Here is an 18217-nt window from a genome sequence, read left to right as displayed (position 1 = left end):
TGTTCTATTTTTTATACTTACGAAGACCTACAAGACTCAACAATCCCAAAATCATTCCCACAACTGGAAGCATGCTTGCTGCTGATCCTGTATTTGGAAGTGATGGTTGAGGATTTGGTTTTCCAGGTTCTTCAGGTTTAGGTGGCTCTGGCGTTGTGGTTGTCACTTTAGCCGTCATCTCTTGTGAATTTACTGTATTGATAAAGGTATTTTCAACCTTCCCAGCTGCAATGCGTTCGACTTCTAGATAGAAGTCTGCATCAAACGTGCCTTTTACACCTAATGAGTTTAAGAAGTCTTTGTCAATAGTGTAAGCCCACTTACCGTCTTTTTCGTTCCATGTTACTTTAACAATCTTCTTGATAAAGTCTGAGTTTGTGCTTTGGTCGAACTCAAAGGTAAAGGCATAAGAGCTACCTTTGGGAATCTTATCTCCTGCCTTAATCACTTTACCATTCTTCAGAATAACATCGTATGGCAACGTTAGATCTTTTTCTGCTGTGTACTCTGTACCCTTGATGATACCTTTCCAATTACCAGTATAGCGATCATGCTTCAAGTCAAGCATATCAATACCGTCATATTGGAAGAGGCTATCGTGTTTAGTAGGCACGGTTACACCGTCAAGTAGATAGCGAATATATTGGCCAATCTGTACTTCTTGACCGTCCAAGACTTTCTTATTATCCTTTTGGTCCAAAGCGTGTTTCTCTGGCTTCACATCTGGTACTTCAACAGTCACAAGGTTTGACTGATAGCTGTTACCAAAGTCAATTTGTTTAAAGTTATTTTTGACTTTCTCCCCTGCTTTAACCAGGAGCTTAGCTGGAAGATCAATCGTCACGTTTTTACCCTTAGAAACATAATTCTTGTAGTAAGCAGCGTTGTCTTTTGGAACCCACATATAGAACTCACCTTTTGGTGACAAGTTCAATTCCTTCAGGATATTCTTGATTGCATCTGTACGTCCTTTGTCTGAAAGCACGTGATGCATGTCAAACAAGCTTTTTACGTCTTTACCAGCAGCAGTCATTTTGATATTACCTTGATAAACTGAGAATGCACCATCTTGGACATCATCCAAAATAGCAAACTTCTTACCAAGTGCTTGTGCTGAAGCAAGAGTTTTGGTGTATGGACTATAATCAGTCACCAATCGGAAGGTCACGTTGCGATCAAATGTTGTTGCACCGTTGATATCCTTACCAGAACGATCCAGAACAGCTTTGACTGGTTTTGGTGGTTTTGGTGTTTTGGTAGTAACAGTGTTTGAGTACACCTCGTATTTATTCACTAACACTTTATAAGTGTTGTCATAGAAACCTTTATCATAGATTGGCTTCCAGCTAATCACAGGAGCTGCTAGACGCTTCCCTTCGTAGGTTGCAGTAAAGGTATACGTATTCTTTCCTGAATCATAGGCAACGTCCCATCCTGCTTTCTCTGCAGCTGCCTTTGTAACAGCAACATCAGGAACTGCTCCAGCTTCGAGTGGATCAATGATGGTAATCTTATCACCTTTTTTAAGGTTCGCATAAATATTGTCATGATGCAATGTATAAAGCTGAGTAGCATTTTTAGCTACTGTTTGACCGTTTGTATTGGTCTTATCTGTATCTGCTACAGATTTGCGGACAACTGGCTTATACTGCAATTTGTAGCCGTGATAGCTTGCAGATAATTTCTGATTTTTGGTTTCAGAAAGAGTTTTAAGCGCCAAGGTTGGCTTAACTGGATTCTTCGCTTTGACCAATTCAGCTGATACAGGTTCTGGCTTAACTGGCTTCACGGTTGTTTTAGTAATGGTTGCAGTAGCTGGAACTTCAACAACTGGCGTTACAACCTTCGTATTCAAAGCGAACCAATAGGTTTGGCCATTTGGATTAACTGGTCCATCCCATTGGATAAATTCGGTTGTGAAGGCTGTCCCTTTCTTGAAAACACCAAGTGCAGCGCCCTTGTATTGGTAAGGTGAGTCAGATGTATCCCAAAGATGACCTACATCTTCTTGGCGGTTGTAGTCTTCAGCGTAAACATAACCATAATTCTTGTTATAGGTTACAGTTGAGCCGTTAATTTCAACATGAGTTCCGTTAATGGCTTTCGCACCTTCCCAACCAATAATATTATGGTTGAGTGAGGAATAGGTCAGTGTTGCAGGAGTCTTTTCACTTGCTTGGAAGGCTACTTCTTTCCCATCCACATTGTAGTAGTAGGTATCCGTAACCAAGAAATTCATGTAGTCTGCTGCTCCACCAGCTCCATCATTACGAGCTACTACGAATCCTTCTGTTGGATCATTCAGGACATAGACATCATTCAATCCTGTCTTCCCTTGATTAAGAATCTCGAATTTTCGATGGATACGAGAAATATCATGTTTTTTGCCATCCGCAGTTGAAACAGTCAAACCTTTCAGATTAGTGTAGTCAACTTCTGTTTTCCATCCAGTGCCAACATCCTTGTATTTCAAGACTTTAGTTGAGTCAAGAACTCGAGTATACCCTGATGTCCCATTTGATGAGGCAATGTAATCTTTAGTAGTTACATTCGCTCCTGAAGCAGAGGACTTCATTGTTGCTTCAGGATTTGCTGTCGCAACGCTGAGGGCTTGCAAGACTACTTCTTTTGTGTACCCTTCTGTACTTGTTTTAGATTGAAGTTCATTGTATTTCTTCTGCCAGTCCGCTTGTGCTTTCTTAGCCTTGTCATAAGCTACTTGGTTTTGTTTCCCAATTTGCTTAGCTTCATCAGCTGAAGAAATTTCTTGGGTTTTAGAATTGAGAAGTACACCAGATTTTTTCAAATCCGCTGATTTACGATCAGCATCTTGGTTGACTTGATCACTAGCATTCTTCTTCTCTGTGTAGGCAGCCATGAGGGCTTTGTTAAGCTCCACTTTGCTTTTTGCAGTCGCAATAGCCTGGTCATTTTGTTTCTTCAATGCTTCTACTTCTGCGACTGAAGAAACCGTACGTGTAACGACTTTAACGTCAACCTTTTCTTTCTTCAGCTGTTCAGATGCGCTTTCTACCGCTTTGTTTAGAGCAGTAGCTTGTTCAACAGTAGCATCATACTTAGATTTTTCATCTTGGTATTTTGTTACGGCTTGTTGGTTCTCTGACAAGACCTGTTTAGCTGTTTGAGTAGCTTTCTTGTTTTTGTCTGCTGAACCATCTGTAGCAGTCGAACTGTCATTCGTCACTGTGACAGTTGTTTCCCCTTCATGCTTGGCTTTTTCATCAGCTACAAATTGATTGTTAGCTTGAATAGCTTTTTGCGCTTCCTTGAAGGCTGTATTGTTTTCAACTTGTTTTGTAGTCGCTTCTTCAAGTTCCTTGACTTGCTTGTCCTGATCTTGTTTAATCTCAGACTTAGACTGTTCAAGTTTTGGAGCAGTGGTATCTGTTCCCTTATCAACAATCTGAGTTTCAGAAACGTTCACCCCTGCTTCTTTTGCTTTTTCAGCAGCCTTTGTAACTGCTCCATTATCAATCGCTACAGACTGGCTTCCTGTTGCTTTACCAGCTTGTGTAGCATAAATGTTATTGTCGTTTTTGCTTTCAGGCTGAACTGCTTCATCCGCAAATGCTGAACCTGCAGAGAAGGCTACAATACCTGCAACTGCAATTCCTGATACTAGGCCTTTAGCCCATTTTTTCTTACGGAAATATCCGTGTCCTTGTGTTTTTTCTGTCATTTTTCTTTCTCCTTCACTTAATTAAAATAGTTTCTTCTTGTAGAAATAACCTACTGCCGTCAACAACATAGCCCCAATAGTACCTAGAATGCTTTCTGCAGTTCCAGTGTTTGGAAGTGTTTTAAGTTTGCCTTCTTTATCAGTAACAGAGATAGTCTTATCTTCGTTAACAGTACCACCGATCTCTTCAGGAGCTACTACAGATCCATTTGAAAGGACTACGTTTCCGTTTTGCGTGCTAACAATTGAAGCTCCTGTATTCGTTTCAACTGGTTCTTTTGTCACGTCATGCACTACTTGACCTGTTGAAGTTGAAGTAGTTCCAATTTGTGACTTCCCTTGCTGGTTCGCTTGATCAGTTGTTTTTAGCTTTTCAGCTGGTACACCATCAAGGCTACCTGCATTATCCTTGTCCTGTGGCTTGTCTGAAGGTGCTGGTTTATCTGTTGTCACTCCGTCAAGACTTCCTGCGTTGTCTTTGTCTTGTGGTTTATCTGATGGTGTTGGTACACCATCAAGGCTACCTGCATTATCCTTGTCCTGTGGCTGTTCAGAAGTTGCTGGTTTATCTGTTGATACCCCGTCAAGACTTCCTGCGTTGTCTTTGTCTTGTACACTTGGCGTTGTTGGGTCAACTGGAGTAACTGAAGGCTCTGTTGGCTGAGTTGCTGGTGCCTCTGTTTCTGTTGAAGCGCTAGGTGTTGTTGGCGTAACAACTTCTGTCGCTGGAGCAGAAGAATCAATTGGTGCAAGCTCGTCTGCTGATACATAACCAGCTTGTGCAAGTGCGATAGTTGAAAGTGCTAGTGCAGCTAATACATTTTTCTTGTTCATTTTGATTTTTCCTTTTCTTTATTTAGTTTGGCGATTATAACCTCTTCCAGTTAAACGAAGTTCCATTCCTGATGGTGTCTTAACTTTTCGAGCTATAACTTGAGCATCTCTCTTAATAGTGCGAATTTGATCATAAACCTTTTTATAAGGCAAATGAAATTCAACATCCCTTAAAAGACCGTCTACGTATCCTTTAGCCTGTTTGACTGCATAGTCTGGCTTCAGGATAAGGTCTGTGCCGTCCTCTAAACGAGCCGTCGCACCTCCTTGTTTTCCTAAAACTTTTAAGTCCTTTAGGCTGACCGTTATTTCATCTATCATAGATTTCTCCTTGAAGTTGAAAGGCGAAATTTACGCCGTGCTGTGTAAAAACGTATTTTTACATCGGTATTTTATACGCTGGGTTTATAGTCTAGTAACCCTTACTCCTTCAGCTTATGATCATTATCATGCTTTTTCGTTCAGTGGCTGGACTAGATATCCTTTTCTAGTTTGCTACTCGCCCCCGTTTCTTTTTTATCCATAGCCACGCTGCATCAGGGCAAGCCTTGTATTCAGTTTTCAAAGGTCTGTAGTTTAATGACTTCTCGGTCAATATAGATTTAACTTTACTAGGTTTAGTCCGATTCTGATCCTAACAGGTATTCAATGGTTACCCCAAAGTATTCTGCTACTTTTTTAGCATTTTCAAGACTTATCTGACTATATCCTGTTTCCCAGTTCGATATGGTGTTACGAAATACTCCTATCTGATCAGCCAAGGCTTGCTGAGACAGTCTAGACTGCTTTCGTAATTCTTTAATACGATTTTGTGTTTGTTTCCTCACATCTACTTGTCTCCTTCATCATTTGGACTTGATAGTATTTCATCATCCAGCAAAGAAGCATTATCCACTTCCTTTATAACTTTGCCAATAGTACAACCAAAGAGCAATAATAAACCGATGACGAATATAATCATTAACCCTAGCTTAAACAATCCCATGAAATCAATCCTCTTCCTGTTGCCATGATAAGAAAATTTGGCTGAGTTTCTCAGCTCTTTCTTTTTTCGGTAAATCAAAAGCAGCTTTAGGAACCATGTAGATTTTCTCCTTCGGGCTACGACCTATCGTTAGCACTTTACCATCAATTGGTCTAAACTCATCTTTTAACATGTTTCAACTCCCTTAGACAATTCTGATAAATAGCTATTGAGTTTCATCTCCGACAGTTTATCTGGATAATAGTATGCAATCAGACTAGGGCACTCATCAGGGAATTTTCTAGAGTGCTCACTTTGTCCTGATAACTCCATAAAGCCCTGTTCTTTTTCGATAAGCAGAGCCATTTTCCAAAAACGAATCATCATTTTGTAGAAGTAGGCTGGGACATTCTGGATTGGTTTTCCTTCAGCCTCTCCTGTTTTAATTTTGAAAATCAATTTATCAAGCTCACGTTCAAGATCCTGTAACCACACCTCTCCATAAATTTCTTGATTCGCTAAGAGGTTCTTGTAATCTGTCTCAACTTTACGTTTTGATTGATAGATTTTATTTTCAAGAATTTTTGCATCTTTTCCAAACAAACTGAGTTTCTGAACTAGTTGAGGAGAAAGAAAACCATGTTGTCCCATTTTGAATGCTTCAGAAATTGATAAATCAGATAAAGATGACTCGCCCTCGTATCGATTAGTATCGTATGAGGACTCTGTCTGACTCCTCTCTGTATTTATTCCGTCCGGTTCGTGGACGTTTTGAAGTCCATTTTGCGGACGTCCGTTTTTGATACTTTCGCTATTATCAAGGCTTTGGGGTACTTTTTCATAGAGAACTTTACCAAAAGCATTAACCCTCTTCAGTAACTCACCATCAGATGAATAGTGCTCCACTATTTCTAAATTAGCATCCACTAGCTGTAGATAAAGTCTATTTGGCTTATTGAGCCCTTGCCTAACTTCTCGTAAGAGACCATGTTCTTGCAGTTCTTTCTTAATCTTAGTAACCTTCATCTTTCCCTTGTCCAATAGCAGCATCAGGTCAGAAACTGTAAAAATTAGAAAGACTGCTCCATTTTCATCAACGTAATCTCTATTGCCCTTCTGGAATGAACTGATACTTAATTTACAACGATTATAAAGAGCACCGTAAGCCAACTTAGCATCAGATGAAAGACCTGTGTAAGAACTAGTCAATTTGAGATAGCCGTTCTCATTGTGTTGAATACGGGTGAAAAATATTTCTGGAATTTGATAAAAAGTTAGAGTAGCTAGTTGGTCAATCGTGATATCTGCCATTAGTAGCCTCCTACAACTTGTAACCTCAAGCCACCAGCTTCAGGAAAATAAACAAGATGAGTTTGTTCTAACTCTTCAATAGCTGCAATAGCACGGCTTCTAGTCCATCCCATTGTATTCATCAAATCTAAAATCATTACGTCTCTAGTCAACCTTGAGACCTTTGTTTTGTGTTGTTTCATAAGTAATCCTTTCTTTACTTGATTAGTCCAAAATAGATGAATAGTGCTAATAAAACTGCAAAAGCATTGATGGTGAAAATAACTAGAAAAAGCACATAGGGTTTATTTCTGTGATAAGAGCTAAGAAACATGCCGTATGAAGCAATAGCAAAAATTAGATTAAATATAATCAGAATACTCATCGAGTTTTTCCTTTCTTAATTTAGATTATAGAACTGCACTCCTTATCTGTTAGAGAATATCCTTTTCCTTTCACACATATCCCATCAATTCTGGATTATCTGACATTTTTTCTCCTTTCTTTAATTTTTGCAACGAAAAAAGAGAGCGATTTTCTCGCTCTCTCAAGATATATGATATTTAATTTTTCATTTTCCCAAAACTCTAGACACTTACGGAAGACTTTTTTTATTTGACGTAGACGACACCAAGTTTCCCGAAAGCTACGTCTCCACGGATAATCAAGGTTTTGCTGGTTGGGGCTACAGGAGCATCTGCCTTGGCTGCACCACAGAAAGTTTCCACCTTAAGATCTACTCTCCAGTGTTGGGGAACATAGACAACTGCATTCCCAAATCCGACTTCTATCTTCAAGGTTGCGCTATCACCTAACATCTCTGCATTGTCATAATAAATCTTGGCATTCCCGAAACCGACTTCAAACTCGTCTTCTACCAAATCTTGGTTCTGCTTGTAAAAAGTTCCGCTACCAAAGGCTACTTCCTTTTCTGTAAGAATGGTCTTTTCACCGTCATACCACCATTTTTTCCCATTCCAAGTCCGGTTAGTATGAGTCAACATACTTACTCCAAGCACGATTAGAACTCCTGCCCAGAACAGTGATTGATTGGGGATTGGTAAAATGTCATAAAAATGATTGGCAATCAATAGGGCCACTAGGGCTGTAAAAGAGGCTGAAGTGAAGTGGCGACGAAGCAAAGCTCCAACTGATTGATAGGCAAAAAATCCAATACCAATCAAGGGCCAAATCTGCCCTCCAAATGAAGGGATTCCAAAATTCCCCTGTAACAATACTAAAGCTGCCAATACTAGCAACACAATACCAAATGCTTTCTTTTTCATCTTCTTACCTCATGTTTCTTAGATTTTCTTTTAGGAGGGATTGGTAATGCCGTGACACGTGCACCTCCTTGTGGGTCTGATAAAAGGAAATAGTTCCTGTACCTGAGAAGGACTTGTCCACCGAGTAGACCTGCCGAAGATTGGCAATGGTCGACTTGGATACCCGACTGAAATAGCGAGGCAGGATGGACTCTAACTCATAAAGCTTGAGTCGAACCTCGTAGGCATCTTTCTGGGTATGGGCGTAAATCTTGCTACCTTCTGTCTCAAAAAAGAGAATTTCTGACAAGTCCAAATAGTACTCACCCGTCCCCTTATAAAAAATCAACCTAGGAGCCTTGGTTTCTTGCAAGAGTCGTTGCAAGTCAGCTATTTCATCTGTCAGGGCTGCAGCCTTGATGACAATCTCTGTCTCAGTTAATTCACTATCAATCTCGATTCGTAACTTCATCCTATCTCCTTTCTGCATCTACTATACCAAAGCCCATAAGACTTTACAAGGGCAAAAAAGCAAGTGGTCATTTTTGACCCGTAAGTGGTTACGAGGCCAAACCCACTTGCTTTGATTTTTACAACATAAAGAAAAGAATTCCCCAGAGGAGTCCACAGGCATAGCCTACTAGAACATCCTTGGGATAATGAACGCCACCCAAGACTCGGACCAGACCGAGAAGAGCTGACAAGACCAACAAAATCAACCCCGCAGACAAATTTGCGTGCAGACAAGCCATGGAAATGATAGCCGCTGAAAAGACATGGCGGCTGGGCATTGAATTGCCAGAACTGTCCTTGTCCAGTAGCGGGATAATTTCCCAAGCTTCATAAGGACGGGGTTGATTGATCCACTTACGAACTAGCGTCAATAGGACAAAGCCAGAAGCTGGCACCAAGATATAGGTGGCAAATTCTTTCCCCAATCCCTTGCTCATAAAACTTGTCCCCAACAGGGTCAAGTATGCCAAGGGCATCAGGACTGTCATCATGCGATTAAAGACTCGCATCAGTTGCAAAAGCTGTGGATGTCTAAGGAGATTTGATTTCCTTTTATCATACCACTCTTGATAGTTTTTCATATATTTTCTCGTTATTTTTAGATTTTACACAAGAAGCCTACTAGCTTCTCCTACTCTAGTATAGTGCAGAAAAAGAAGGCCGTCAAGCCTTCTTTGGTTTTATTCTTCTACTTCATCTTCTGTAAATTGACTATTGTAGAGGTCAGCATAGAAACCACCCTGAGCCATAAGTTCCTCATGATTGCCTTGCTCGATGATATTTCCATCCTTCATAACCAAAATCAAATCGGCATTACGGATAGTTGACAAGCGATGGGCGATGACAAAGGAGGTGCGTCCCTCCATCAAACGGTCCATGGCTTTCTGAATCAACTCCTCTGTACGTGTGTCGACTGAAGATGTCGCTTCATCAAGAATCAAGAGCGGTGCATCTTTGAGAAGGGCACGAGCAATGGTTAAGAGCTGTTTCTGTCCGACTGACAAGGTCACTGTATCATCTAAAACAGTATCGTAGCCATCTGGTAGAGTCATGATAAAGTGGTGGATTCCTACTGCTTTTGCTGCTTCAATCATTCGTTCATCACTAATCCCTGTTTGGTTGTAGATGAGATTATCACGAATGGTTCCTTCAAAGAGCCAAGTATCCTGCAAGACCATTGAAAAGGCATCGTGCACTTCTGAACGTTTCATCTTCTTGGTATCCACACCATCAATGCGAATGCTTCCTTTATCAATCTCATAAAATTTCATCAAAAGATTAACAATAGTCGTCTTCCCAGCTCCGGTTGGTCCAACAATGGCAATCTTTTGCCCTGCATGAGCTGTCGCAGAAAAGTCATGAATGATGGTTCGCTCAGGTGTGTAACCAAAGGAAACTTGATCAAAAACTACTTCACCTTTCGTATCAATCAATTGTGTTTCCTTATGAGATTCATCTTCCATCTCAGCTTCTCCTAGAAACTCAAATACACGAGTCATAGCTGCACTGGCTTGTTGCAAGCTGGTAATCCCTTGGGCAATTTGTGATAAGGGTTGAGAGAAGGTACGAACATAAACCATGAAGGCTACGATGATACCAATACTGATATGTCCTTCAAGAGCTAGGACTGCACCGACGATGATTACCAAAACATAGCTAAAGTTCCCAACAAAGATCATGGCTGGCATCATGATTCCAGAAATAAATTGAGATTTCCAAATACTATCATGTAGGTCTTGATTCAATCCTGCGAATGTTTCTTTAGTAGTATCCACAGCGTTATAGCTGGTCACAACATTGTGGCCTGAGTACATTTCTTCCACATAACCATTGACAGCTGCTAGATTGTTTTGTTGAGCTTTAAAATAACCTTGTGACTTAGCCATAATGACTGAGACAGCAGCAAAACCTACAAGTGTTGAAACAACTGTTACCAATGCCAAAATCCAGTTCATGCCAAACATGGTAATCAAAACAGCAATCAGTAGAAAGCTAGCTGATAGAACTGTTCCCAGACTTTGGTTGAGGGACTGAGCTGCCGTATCGACGTCATTGGTTACACGAGAGAGAGTATCTCCTTGAGAATGACGGTCAAAATAAGCAAGTGGCAGACGGTTAATTTTTTCAGCGATAGCTGTCCGCAAGCGTTTTGAAAAATGTTGGATACTCGTTGAAAAGATATAGGCTTGAGTATAGTTGAGAATGGCACCAAGCACATACAAAACAGCCAAAAAGCTGGCGATGCTAGACACAGCTACCAAATCGATTTCTGTAGCCAAACCATCTGAAATCAAGTTGGTGATTTCCTTAATCTTAGTTGGTCCATAAACAGTGATAATACTTGAACATACAGCAGCCACAACTGCAACTAGTAGAGGAAGTTGGAGACCTGCTAGAAAAGGTTTATATTGTTTCCAAAAGGACATCTTCTTATTTTCCATGTTCCAATTCCTCCTTCGATAGTTGTGAATAGGCAATTTCTTGGTAAACTTCATTAGTAGCAAGAAGTTCTTTGTGGGTGCCTTGCCCCACGACTTTACCCTGATCTAAGACTAAGATCAAGTCAGCATCCATGATGGTTGAAATACGTTGGGCAACGATCAACTTGGTCATAGATTGCGTTTTTTCAGCTAGTTCTTGGCGTAAGATACGGTCAGTCTTGTAGTCCAAGGCCGAGAATGAATCATCAAAAATGAGAATTTCTGGTTTACGAGCCAAGGCACGCGCAATAGCCAAACGTTGTCTTTGACCTCCTGAGAAGTTAGTCCCACCTTGAGCCACTTCTGAAGCTAGACCTGCTTCCTTATCTTCGATAAAGTTTTTAGACTGGGCCAACTCAAGAGCTTGCCACATAGCAGTCTCGCTTAGCGGAGTTTCCGGACTCTTACCAAAGTCTAGATTCCCCTTGACATCTCCTGAGAAGAGAACAGCTTTTTGTGGGATATAGCCGACTTTATTCCGTAAATCTTCCAAGTCATAGTTCTGTACATTGACACCGTCTACTAGGATTTCCCCATCTGATACATCATAAAAACGAGGCAAGAGGTTCACAAGCGTAGATTTACCAGAACCAGTTGAACCGATAAAGGCAATGGTTTGTCCTGCTTCTGCCTTGAAGCTGACATGTTCTACAACTGCTTCTGAGTTTTTAGAATAGCGGAAGGTTACGTCACGATATTCCACTTGACCTTGAATAGATGAATCTGCCGTCTGTGGTTGACTAGGATTTTCAATAGAAGAATACAAGTCTAGCACTTGATTGATACGTCCTGCAGAAACCAAGGTACGAGGAAGGACGATAAAGAGAGCACCCATAAGCAAGAATCCCATCACGACCTGCATGGCATAAGACATGAAGACCACCATATCACTAAAGAGTGGTAGACGGTCTGTCAGGCTAGCATCATTGATGATATAGGCACCAATCCAGTAAATAGCTAGACTCAAGCCACTCGAAATCGCCATCATAATGGGATTCATAATAGCCATCAATCGGTTGACAAAGAGATTGAGACGAGTGACTTCATCGTTGGCTGCTTCGAATTTTTTATCTTGATAATCTTCAGCATTGTAAGCACGAACCACTCGAATCCCTGTCAAGCTTTCACGAGTAATACTATTGAGTTTATCTGTCAATTTCTGGATGACAGATTGTTTTGGAAAGGCCAGAGTCATGAGAACTGTTGTCATCAGAACATTGACGATAACAGCCACCACTACTGCCCAGAGCCAGTATTCAGATTTGCCAAGGATTTTTCCAATGGCCCAGATAGCCATAATAGGCCCACGAGTGACTACCTGGAGCCCCATAGTAAAGAGCATTTGAATCTGCGTGATATCATTAGTCGTCCGAGTCAAGAGACTTGGGATTGAAAAACGTTTAATCTCTGTCTGCGAGAAATCTAGAACACGATGAAAAATATCGCTTCGTAAATGAGTTGTGTAAGACGCTGCAACGCGAGCAGCAAAAAATCCAACAGTAACGGATGACAGAAAAGCAAGTAGAGACAAGCCTATCATCTTAATGGCTGGTGACCAAAGTGCACCCATATCCGTACCTGGAGTTCCAATCAATTCTGTAATTTCTGAAATGTAAGTCGGTACTTCTAACTCTAGATAGACCGAAAAACAGGTAAAGAGGACAGTCAAGAGAATCATTCCCCACTCTTTTCCTGTGATACGCTTAGCGAGTTTTTTCATCTTCCCCTCCTATTTTTTCTACATTGGCTTGTAATTGAGCCATGACTTCCTCAAAAATAGCTAGTTTTTCTTCAGATACTCCATCGAGTAAACTGCGGTCAATTCGTTCAAAGAAAGACTTGACCTGCTTCATTTGAGAGCGAGATTTTTCAGTCAAATGAACAAATTTTGCCCGTTTATCACTTGGACTCGCCTCCAACTCCACCAAACCATTTTGCACCATGCGCTTCACTAAATTGCTGGCAACTGACTTGGTGACATTGAGTTCTTGTTCAATATCCTTGATAAGCGTCAATTCTTGATCCTGCTCACGACGATCTAAAAAACGAAGAACCTGACCTTGCGGTCCACCCATGACTTCAATACCACAACGTTTGGCTTCTTTTTTTACCATCAGGTGAAGTTGATGGCCGAAACGTTTAAAGACCAACATCGGTTTATCCATGATTTCCCCCTTCTAAACAAAATAGTTCCCACGAGAACCAATTGGTTTTCATGAGAACTATTTTATCACTTTCAAATAGGATGTCAAGAAAAAAAGTTCCCAGGAGAACTATTTTATTTAAAATTGACATTAGGGCTTATTTTATCTATAATAAACACTATCTTACACAGATAAGATTCAAGCCTGACTAGAAATGAGAAACTTACAAATGAAACAAAAAGAAGAGAAAATCTTAGGAATCATAGCCATCATCTTGGGGATGCTCGCGCTTCTTGATTCCTGGTTGCCAACCATTAGCGTACTAGCCTTTTTCTTTGCCATTATCGCTATAGTCCTAGGAGTTTTTGGTATCGGCCGTAATCTCAAAAATCGTAAAATATTGGCTATTATCGGAACGAGCCTAGGTATTCTATCTATTTTCCTTGTCTTAATGACGCAAGTATTACCTTCTGGTGTTTTTACTGACTTGGCTAAAAACTTTCGTCACCCCTACAGAAGTCTAACCTCTTTAACAGAAGATGAGGAATTTGGAAAATTGCCAGATTATAGATCAGATGAGGATAATGATCAAGAGGATACGGAAGATACCGATTCCTTCGCTTGGACCCAGGAGCAATTCGATGCTTTGATCGAAGGTGACACCTCGAATCGAGGAAAAGGCGGCTCCAACTACAAAGATATCATCAGCAAGCATGGACAGCCAGATTCTGAAATTGAGTCAACTTCAGGCGACTATGAGATTAAAAAAATCTCCTATGTCTCACTCGGTTCTAATACTAAGACAGTTGTACTGACTTTCGTAAAACAGGAAAACGGACAATTTCTTCTCATCCGTAAATTTGCCCTAGGATTAGACAGAACAGCGCAAACTGATGATGGAGTGAAAGTCTAATATAACTAAAAAGCGAACAGGCTTGATAGCTGTTCGCTTTTCTGTTAGAATCCATCTACATTGGTATAGATCTTTTGTACGTCTTCGTCGTCTTCAAGTACGCTGTATAGTTTTTCGAATGTTTCCAAATCTTCACCTGACAACTCAACTTCTGATTGAGGAATCATCTCAAGTTCTGTCACTTGGAATTCTTCGATACCAGATTCACGCAAAGCCACAATAGCCTTGTGAAGGTCAGTTGGAGCTGTATAAACAGTGATTGTTCCTTCTTCTGCTTCTACATCATCTACATCGACATCTGCTTCAAGCAAGAGTTCAAAGATAGCATCAGCATCATCACCTGCAAAGACGATAACACCTTTGTTGTCAAAGAGGTAAGATACAGAACCTGAAGCCCCCATGTTTCCACCGTTTTTACCAAAAGCAGCACGGACATTGGCAGCTGTACGGTTAACGTTTGAAGTCAAGGTATCCACGATAAGCATAGAACCATTTGGCCCGAACCCTTCGTAACGACCTTCTGTAAAGGTTTCGTCTGTGTTTCCTTTTGCTTTATCGATAGCCTTATCAATCACGTGTTTTGGCACTTGCGCTTGTTTAGCACGATCGATAACAAATTTCAAAGCAGTGTTTAGTTCTGGATCTGGTTCACCTTTTTTAGCTGCCACATAGATTTCTACACCAAATTTTGCATATACTTTAGAGTTAGCTCCATCTTTAGCCGTTTTCTTAGCTACGATATTGGCCCATTTACGTCCCATTTGGAATCTCCTTTTTTCACATTTTAATCTTTCTTATTATAACACAAGTCTATCCGATTTTCACTAGAGGAAATGGATTTTTCTTTTATAAATGAAGCTAGGATTGCCCGCTAACAGCCAATATTTTCTTGCCTTCTTTTATCCAAGGGTGCTGGGAAAGCGAAATATAAAGCTGGGCAGTCATAACAAGCCAAAGTAGCGGTTCACATAGAATCACACCTGTATAACCTGCCCAAGGAATAATCCAAGCGACGAAAACAATTTTCCCGATAAACTCGATAAAGCTTGATACAAGTGGCAAGAATTTTTGACCGAGACCCTGCAAGCTATTTCTATAAATCAATAAAAGACTCAAAAACGGATAGAATACTGAACTGATACGTAGATACAAAGCCCCATTTTCAATCAAGTAAGCGTCTGTCGAACTTGCTAGGAAAGAAACTAGGCTAGGACTTGCAAAAAATAGGAACACACAAGCAAAGGTCGCCCAAGACATACTCAAATAACTCCCTATACGAAGACCTTGAACGATACGTTCGGGACGTTTCGCTCCAAAGTTTTGAGAGATAAAAGTCGTCATCGAAGCCGAAATAGCTGTCATTGGCAATAAGGCAAAGGCCATGATTCTACGCGCTGCCGTTTGGGCGCTGATAATCACTGCTCCAAAGCCATTAACAGAGGATTGCAGGATGACGCTTCCGATAGAGACAATTGACCCCATCAAGCCCATGGCTAGACCTTGTTCCAAGAGATCAATATAGAGAGCCTTGTTCCATTTGAAGTGCTTCAAGCCTGGAAGGAGCTCTGGAACACTCTTTCGGATATAGGAATAACAGAGAATAGCGGACAAACCTTGCGAGATGATAGTTGCAAGACCTGCAGACTGAACCCCCAACTGCAGTTGTGTAATAAAATATAAATCTAGAATGACGTTAACAATGGCTGAAAAGATAAGAAAGGCAAGCGCTGCAAGGCTATCACCAATCGAGCGTAGTAATCCTGCAAAGAGATTATAGGCAAAGCTAACTCCCACGCAGCTAACAATCATTGAGATGTATTCATAGGATTGGGGGAGGATTTCTGCAGGTGTTTCGAGATATTGTAAGAGCGGATAAAGACCGAAGAAACCCATCAGCATCACAAGACCACTCAGAATTGCACCTAAAATCCAAGTCGCTGCGACAGCTTCCTTAATCTTTGCAAAATTACGAGCACCATAAAGACGAGCAATAACGACTCCCATCCCATTTCCGACCCCGAGAGCAAATCCAATAATCAAATCAAAAATAGCTGTCGTAGCTCCGACTGCCGCCAAGGAATTTTGTCCTAAAAAACGCCCAACAATCAAAATATCAGCTGTATTGTATAGTTGCTGAAAGATGTTGGACAGTAAAATCGGTAATGCAAAACTAATCAGTGAAGGAAGGATAGGACCATGAATCAGGTCCACCGTTGATTTTTTATTCATAAGGCTATTATATCAGCTTTCAAGTAGGGGAACAAGGGAGTTTCGTTAAGAAAGCGTTGCCTAGATAGAAACAATCTGGTATAATCGTGACAGAAAAGGAGGGTATGTATGAGCTTAACAAGCCAGTTAATTACAGATGTATTCCCAGACCTTGACAAAGTTGAACAATTAAACAAGGAAGCCTTCCCTGAAGAAGAACGCGTCTCTTTGGAGGAATTTTTAAGTTACCAGGATAGAGATGACGCCCACTTTTTTGCCTTTTATAACGAAGAAGAATTTGTCGGTTTCGCTTTTGCCATTTCTAATCAAAAAGCTTTCTACATTAGCTTCTTTGCCATTATGCCCCATCTCCGTAGCCATGGATACGGGAGAAAAATCATTGAAAAACTCATTGATTTTTACCAGCGTACCATGATTCTTGAAGTGGAGCGATTAGACGAAGACTGTGACAATCTCGAACAAAGAAAAGCCCGCATGGACTTTTACTTACAAAATGGCTTTAAAACTGCCAACGCCTTCTTGGAATACGAGGGAATGAGTTTCGAAATTCTCTATCGTGGCGACTACTTTGATGAAGAGGCCTATCGGAACATCTTTCAAAAATTGCAAGAAGAGAACTACTTCGACTTTCGTATCGAATACCGACGCTTTAGTGACCACTAGTCATCATGAAACAAAAAGTAGCAGTTTTACTGCTACTTTTCTTTTTATTCTTCAATTTCGATTTCAAGAGCGTCGCCCAAATCAAGTGTTACTTCTTGGTTAGAATCTGCATCAGTTGCTGCACTTGCTTTAGAACCTTCTTCCTCTTCAATTAAACCATATTGAACACGAACTTGGTGATCAATTTCATCAAAGATTTCTGGGTGATCTGCCAAGTATTTCTTAGCATTCTCAGAACCTTGTCCGATTTTTTCACCCTTGTATGAGTACCAAGCACCTGCTTTTTGGATAATATCCAAATCACTAGCAATCTTCAAGAGTTCGCCAGTTCTAGAAATACCTTCACCGTACATGATTTCAACAAGAGCTTCTTTGAACGGTGGAGCCACCTTGTTTTTCACAACTTTGATTTTAGTTTCTTTACCGACGTTGGTGTCTTTTTGGTCACCAGTTCCCTTGATTTGTGTGCTTCCACGCACATCCAAACGGACAGAAGCATAGAATTTAAGGGCGCGTCCACCAGGAGTTGTTTCTGGATTTCCGAACATAACCCCTACTTTTTCACGTAACTGGTTGATAAAGATAGCAATTGTCTTTGTCTTATTGATAGACGCACCCAGTTTACGCATAGCCTGACTCATCATACGAGCTTGAAGACCAACGTGGCTATCTCCGATATCCCCATCGATTTCCGCACGAGGAACAAGGGCTGCAACAGAGTCGATAACAACAAGGTCAACTGCACCTGAGTCGATCAATTTCCCTGCAATTTCAAGACCTTGCTCACCTGAGTCTGGTTGTGACAAAAGCAATTCGTCAATGTTCACTCCAAGAGCTGCTGCATAGGCTGGATCAAGAGCGTGTTCCGCATCGATAAAGGCTGCAATTCCACCTTCTTTTTGTGCTTGTGCTACAGCGTGAAGGGCAACCGTTGTCTTACCTGATGACTCTGGACCGTAGATTTCGATGATACGTCCCTTTGGATAACCACCTGAACCGAGTGCAATATCCAGGGCCAAAGAACCTGAACTCATCACTTGTACTTTTTGCTCGGCACGTTCACCTAAACGCATGATTGAACCCTTACCGAAGTCTTTTTCAATCAATTTAAGGGCATCGTTCAAGGCTTTTTCACGATCAGCTCCAAATTTTTTGCCGATTTCATCTAATTTTTTTGTTGGTTTTTTCGCCATTTTGTTCTCCTATATTTTTATAATTCTTA

The 18217-nt window shown here is 40.8% G+C and carries 19 protein-coding genes; 2 read left to right on the top strand and 17 right to left on the bottom strand.

Features of this window, described 5'->3' with window-relative positions; genetic code table 11:
* Window positions 1-4: 4 nt before the first annotated feature.
* From QM382_RS06445 to QM382_RS06380, 14 genes are all read right to left on the bottom strand, one after another.
* Window positions 5-3700, bottom strand: coding sequence for an SspB-related isopeptide-forming adhesin (locus QM382_RS06445; protein ID WP_414272816.1), 3696 nt, complete (start codon window positions 3698-3700; stop codon window positions 5-7).
* Between the two features lie 21 nt (window positions 3701-3721).
* Window positions 3722-4534 (bottom strand): LPXTG cell wall anchor domain-containing protein, encoded by an 813-nt coding sequence (locus QM382_RS06440; protein ID WP_414272815.1) that lies wholly within the window; start codon window positions 4532-4534, stop codon window positions 3722-3724.
* An 18-nt stretch (window positions 4535-4552) separates the two neighbouring features.
* Complete coding sequence (locus tag QM382_RS06435) at window positions 4553-4855, bottom strand: hypothetical protein (RefSeq protein WP_006155216.1); 303 nt, start codon at window positions 4853-4855, stop codon at window positions 4553-4555.
* A gap of 296 nt (window positions 4856-5151) precedes the next feature.
* Window positions 5152-5361: a helix-turn-helix transcriptional regulator gene (locus QM382_RS06430; protein ID WP_101776599.1), complete on the bottom strand. Its 210-nt coding sequence runs from the start codon at window positions 5359-5361 to the stop codon at window positions 5152-5154.
* Between the two features lie 2 nt (window positions 5362-5363).
* Entirely contained in the window at window positions 5364-5519 is a 156-nt protein-coding gene (locus QM382_RS06425; RefSeq protein WP_000522391.1) for a hypothetical protein, read from the bottom strand.
* Between the two features lie 4 nt (window positions 5520-5523).
* Window positions 5524-5691, bottom strand: a complete 168-nt coding sequence (locus tag QM382_RS06420; protein WP_414272814.1) for a hypothetical protein — start codon at window positions 5689-5691, stop codon at window positions 5524-5526.
* Window positions 5685-6809 (bottom strand): replication initiator protein A, encoded by a 1125-nt coding sequence (locus QM382_RS06415; protein WP_125398643.1) that lies wholly within the window; start codon window positions 6807-6809, stop codon window positions 5685-5687. The genes QM382_RS06420 and QM382_RS06415 overlap by 7 nt, the downstream gene beginning before the upstream one ends.
* A complete protein-coding gene (locus tag QM382_RS06410) occupies window positions 6809-6946 on the bottom strand; it encodes a hypothetical protein (protein ID WP_000599578.1) in 138 nt (45 codons plus the stop codon). The genes QM382_RS06415 and QM382_RS06410 overlap by 1 nt, the downstream gene beginning before the upstream one ends.
* 453 nt (window positions 6947-7399) lie before the next feature.
* On the bottom strand, window positions 7400-8074 hold the full coding sequence (locus tag QM382_RS06405) for a LiaF transmembrane domain-containing protein (protein WP_414254116.1): 675 nt from the start codon (window positions 8072-8074) through the stop codon (window positions 7400-7402).
* Between the two features lie 4 nt (window positions 8075-8078).
* Window positions 8079-8525 carry a LytTR family DNA-binding domain-containing protein gene (locus tag QM382_RS06400; protein WP_214262632.1) on the bottom strand — a complete coding sequence of 149 codons (447 nt, stop codon included), beginning with the start codon at window positions 8523-8525 and terminating at the stop codon, window positions 8079-8081.
* 118 nt (window positions 8526-8643) lie between these two features.
* Window positions 8644-9147: a phosphatase PAP2 family protein gene (locus QM382_RS06395; RefSeq protein ID WP_414254117.1), complete on the bottom strand. Its 504-nt coding sequence runs from the start codon at window positions 9145-9147 to the stop codon at window positions 8644-8646.
* A gap of 99 nt (window positions 9148-9246) precedes the next feature.
* Window positions 9247-11007: an ABC transporter ATP-binding protein gene (locus QM382_RS06390; RefSeq protein ID WP_414254118.1), complete on the bottom strand. Its 1761-nt coding sequence runs from the start codon at window positions 11005-11007 to the stop codon at window positions 9247-9249.
* On the bottom strand, window positions 10997-12766 hold the full coding sequence (locus QM382_RS06385; protein WP_414254119.1) for an ABC transporter ATP-binding protein: 1770 nt from the start codon (window positions 12764-12766) through the stop codon (window positions 10997-10999). Before QM382_RS06385 ends, QM382_RS06390 begins: the two co-directional genes overlap by 11 nt.
* Entirely contained in the window at window positions 12750-13211 is a 462-nt protein-coding gene (locus QM382_RS06380) for a MarR family winged helix-turn-helix transcriptional regulator (RefSeq protein WP_214262628.1), read from the bottom strand. Before QM382_RS06380 ends, QM382_RS06385 begins: the two co-directional genes overlap by 17 nt.
* Before the next feature lie 208 nt (window positions 13212-13419).
* On the opposite strand from QM382_RS06380, the gene QM382_RS06375 reads away from it, so the two are divergent.
* Window positions 13420-14103 carry a hypothetical protein gene (locus QM382_RS06375; RefSeq protein WP_414254120.1) on the top strand — a complete coding sequence of 228 codons (684 nt, stop codon included), beginning with the start codon at window positions 13420-13422 and terminating at the stop codon, window positions 14101-14103.
* A gap of 44 nt (window positions 14104-14147) precedes the next feature.
* Here the strand turns inward: QM382_RS06375 and QM382_RS06370 are convergent, their stop codons facing one another.
* Window positions 14148-14864 carry a YebC/PmpR family DNA-binding transcriptional regulator gene (locus tag QM382_RS06370; protein WP_006146163.1) on the bottom strand — a complete coding sequence of 239 codons (717 nt, stop codon included), beginning with the start codon at window positions 14862-14864 and terminating at the stop codon, window positions 14148-14150.
* Window positions 14865-14961: 97 nt separating this feature from the next.
* Complete coding sequence (locus QM382_RS06365) at window positions 14962-16332, bottom strand: MATE family efflux transporter (RefSeq protein ID WP_414272813.1); 1371 nt, start codon at window positions 16330-16332, stop codon at window positions 14962-14964.
* Between the two features lie 108 nt (window positions 16333-16440).
* Here QM382_RS06365 and QM382_RS06360 point away from each other — a divergent pair, with 108 nt between their 5' ends.
* A complete protein-coding gene (locus QM382_RS06360; protein WP_414272812.1) occupies window positions 16441-16995 on the top strand; it encodes a GNAT family N-acetyltransferase in 555 nt (184 codons plus the stop codon).
* A gap of 44 nt (window positions 16996-17039) precedes the next feature.
* Here QM382_RS06360 and recA read toward each other — a convergent pair whose 3' ends face one another.
* Window positions 17040-18188, bottom strand: coding sequence for a recombinase RecA (gene recA, locus QM382_RS06355; RefSeq protein WP_414272811.1), 1149 nt, complete (start codon window positions 18186-18188; stop codon window positions 17040-17042).
* Window positions 18189-18217: the final 29 nt, after the last annotated feature.

The sequence above is a fragment of the Streptococcus infantis genome (assembly GCF_047465185.1).
Lineage (GTDB): Bacteria > Bacillota > Bacilli > Lactobacillales > Streptococcaceae > Streptococcus > Streptococcus infantis_O.
Note: the sequence above shows the minus strand (reverse complement) of the source record. Positions and strands in the feature narration are given on the sequence as shown.

What these genes read in the sequence shown, in the direction of transcription:
- QM382_RS06370 (WP_006146163.1), bottom strand. Translation starts at nt 14,864, where the DNA reads ATGGGACGTAAATGGGCCAATATCGTAGCTAAGAAAACGGCTAAAGAT.
- QM382_RS06410 (WP_000599578.1), bottom strand. Translation starts at nt 6,946, where the DNA reads ATGATTTTAGATTTGATGAATACAATGGGATGGACTAGAAGCCGTGCT.
- QM382_RS06440 (WP_414272815.1), bottom strand. Translation starts at nt 4,534, where the DNA reads ATGAACAAGAAAAATGTATTAGCTGCACTAGCACTTTCAACTATCGCA.
- QM382_RS06400 (WP_214262632.1), bottom strand. Translation starts at nt 8,525, where the DNA reads ATGAAGTTACGAATCGAGATTGATAGTGAATTAACTGAGACAGAGATT.
- QM382_RS06445 (WP_414272816.1), bottom strand. Translation starts at nt 3,700, where the DNA reads ATGACAGAAAAAACACAAGGACACGGATATTTCCGTAAGAAAAAATGG.
- QM382_RS06360 (WP_414272812.1), top strand. Translation starts at nt 16,441, where the DNA reads ATGAGCTTAACAAGCCAGTTAATTACAGATGTATTCCCAGACCTTGAC.
- QM382_RS06390 (WP_414254118.1), bottom strand. Translation starts at nt 11,007, where the DNA reads ATGGAAAATAAGAAGATGTCCTTTTGGAAACAATATAAACCTTTTCTA.
- QM382_RS06420 (WP_414272814.1), bottom strand. Translation starts at nt 5,691, where the DNA reads ATGTTAAAAGATGAGTTTAGACCAATTGATGGTAAAGTGCTAACGATA.
- QM382_RS06365 (WP_414272813.1), bottom strand. Translation starts at nt 16,332, where the DNA reads ATGAATAAAAAATCAACGGTGGACCTGATTCATGGTCCTATCCTTCCT.
- QM382_RS06405 (WP_414254116.1), bottom strand. Translation starts at nt 8,074, where the DNA reads ATGAAAAAGAAAGCATTTGGTATTGTGTTGCTAGTATTGGCAGCTTTA.
- QM382_RS06425 (WP_000522391.1), bottom strand. Translation starts at nt 5,519, where the DNA reads ATGGGATTGTTTAAGCTAGGGTTAATGATTATATTCGTCATCGGTTTA.
- recA (WP_414272811.1), bottom strand. Translation starts at nt 18,188, where the DNA reads ATGGCGAAAAAACCAACAAAAAAATTAGATGAAATCGGCAAAAAATTT.
- QM382_RS06435 (WP_006155216.1), bottom strand. Translation starts at nt 4,855, where the DNA reads ATGATAGATGAAATAACGGTCAGCCTAAAGGACTTAAAAGTTTTAGGA.
- QM382_RS06380 (WP_214262628.1), bottom strand. Translation starts at nt 13,211, where the DNA reads ATGGATAAACCGATGTTGGTCTTTAAACGTTTCGGCCATCAACTTCAC.
- QM382_RS06375 (WP_414254120.1), top strand. Translation starts at nt 13,420, where the DNA reads ATGAAACAAAAAGAAGAGAAAATCTTAGGAATCATAGCCATCATCTTG.
- QM382_RS06385 (WP_414254119.1), bottom strand. Translation starts at nt 12,766, where the DNA reads ATGAAAAAACTCGCTAAGCGTATCACAGGAAAAGAGTGGGGAATGATT.
- QM382_RS06395 (WP_414254117.1), bottom strand. Translation starts at nt 9,147, where the DNA reads ATGAAAAACTATCAAGAGTGGTATGATAAAAGGAAATCAAATCTCCTT.
- QM382_RS06415 (WP_125398643.1), bottom strand. Translation starts at nt 6,809, where the DNA reads ATGGCAGATATCACGATTGACCAACTAGCTACTCTAACTTTTTATCAA.